Here is a 1,901-nt window from a genome sequence, read left to right on the forward strand (position 1 = left end):
CCGCGCCCGGGCGCGGTGAAGGCATGCGCCGACATGGTGTCGCTCTTGCGGACCCCGCGGGCGGGGAACGCGAAGCCGTCGAAGACCAGCAGGGGGCCGTGCCCGCGGGCCGCGTCGGCGGCGGCCACGGCCAGGGCGTCGCCCAGGTTGGCCGGGCCGTCGGCAGCACGGTCGTCGAACGGGCGCTGCGCACCGGTCAGCACGATCGGCCGCGGGTCGTCGAATGCCAGATCGAACAGGAAGGCGGTCTCCTCCATCGTGTCGGTGCCGTGCGTCATCACCACCGCGTCGGCCCCCTCACGCAGGGCGCCACGCACCTCGCGGGCCAGCGCCAGCAGGTCCGCAGTGTCGAAGGCGTAGCTGCCCCGGGTGACCACGTCCCGCGCGCTCACCTCGGCGTCTGCCGGCAGTGGACCGACCGACGCGAGCAGTTCCTTCGCGAGCACGGTCGCCCGGCGGCCCTCCGCCCCGGCCCGGCTTGCAATGGTGCCGCCGGTGGCCACGACCTGGATTCGGCGCATGAACCCTCTCTCCGCCTCTTCGCAAACGATTGCGGTGAGGCTACGCAAACGATTGCACTTTGGTCAATGGTTGTCGGACACTTGTCTGGCCCAGGGCTCGGGAGTATGCGAGGCTCGGCAACGCAACGACGGTAAACAGCTGTCGAATTCGAGCAGAACCGGCCAGGGCCCCACAGGACCCGAAGAGCCGACGGATTCGAGAAGAGGGGTAGCGGGAGTGGATCGCCAGGGAGCACGGGCGAAAACCGGTGCACAGAGCGGTCGTGCCCCGGTCACGCTCGCCCAGATAGCCCGGCAGGCGGGCGTCCACGTCTCCACGGTGTCACGGGCGCTGAGCCTGGACGACGACGTGCGGGACGGAGTGGCCGCCGAGACCGCCACACTCATCCGAGGGCTGGCCGAGGAACTCGGCTACCAGCGGGACCCGGCCGGAGCGGCGCTGCGCACCGGCCGCTCCCGGATGCTCGGCGTGCTCGTCCCGCGGCTGACCGACATCGTGCTGGCCACCATCTACGAAGGCATCGACGCCGCCGCGTCGGCCGCCGGCTACCACACCGTGGTCGCCAACACCGGCGACGACCCCGAGATGCAGCAGCGCCGGGCGCACGCACTGCTCGCCCGGCGCGTCGACGGTCTGGTGCTCGGCGACGCCCGCTCCGACTGCGACCTCGTGGCCGAACTGGCCCGCCAGCAAATTCCCCTGGTGCTGGTGTCACGCAGGCTGCCCGGCCGGGTGTCGGTGACCACCGACGACACCCTCGGCGGACGGCTGGCCGCAGAGCATCTGCTGGGCCTGGGCCACCGGCGGGTCGCGGTGGTGGCCGGGGAACCCTACGCCAGCACCGGTGTGGAGCGCACCCAGGGCTTCCTGGACGCCTTCGCCGAGGCAGGCCTCCCGGTACCGAAGAGCCATGTCATCGGCTCCGCCTTCGACGTGCCGGGCGGCCGGGCGGCGACCGACCACCTGCTGGGCCTGCGTCCGCGTCCCACGGCCGTCTTCGCGGTCAACGACTTCGCGGCGATCGGCGTGATGGCAGCCGTCCGGGACGCCGGCCTCACCGTCGGCCAGGACGTGGCGGTCGTCGGCTACAACGACGTCCCGCTCGCGGCAGCCCTCCCGGTGCCGCTGACCTCCGTACGCTCCCCGATGTACCGGATGGGCGAAGTGGCCGCCACCACCCTGGTGAACATGCTGAACGGCAAACCGGGCCGCTCCCGTCGCCTGCGCCCCGCCCTGATGGCCCGCGCCTCGACCCTCGGCGACACACCACCCGGCCCAGTCCCCTGAACCGGCCCACCGGCCCACCGAAACCACAGGACAACTCCTCCGACAGACCACACCGTCGAAACGAACCGGGCATCCACCCCACACACAGAAAC

General features: G+C 71.8%; 2 protein-coding genes. One reads left to right on the forward strand and one right to left on the reverse strand.

All coding sequences use genetic code 11. The features are described from left to right. The coding region (locus AOK11_RS38475; RefSeq protein WP_206189020.1) for an asparaginase domain-containing protein at positions 1-521 on the reverse strand (521 nt) is incomplete at its 3' end. Positions 522-738: 217 nt separating this feature from the next. Between AOK11_RS38475 and AOK11_RS38480 the strand changes: the two genes are divergently transcribed. After that, entirely contained in the window at positions 739-1,809 is a 1,071-nt protein-coding gene (locus tag AOK11_RS38480; protein ID WP_055598232.1) for a LacI family DNA-binding transcriptional regulator, read from the forward strand. The last annotated feature ends 92 nt before the right edge of the window (positions 1,810-1,901 follow it).

This window comes from Streptomyces hirsutus (assembly GCF_001418415.1).
Lineage (GTDB): Bacteria > Actinomycetota > Actinomycetes > Streptomycetales > Streptomycetaceae > Streptomyces > Streptomyces hirsutus.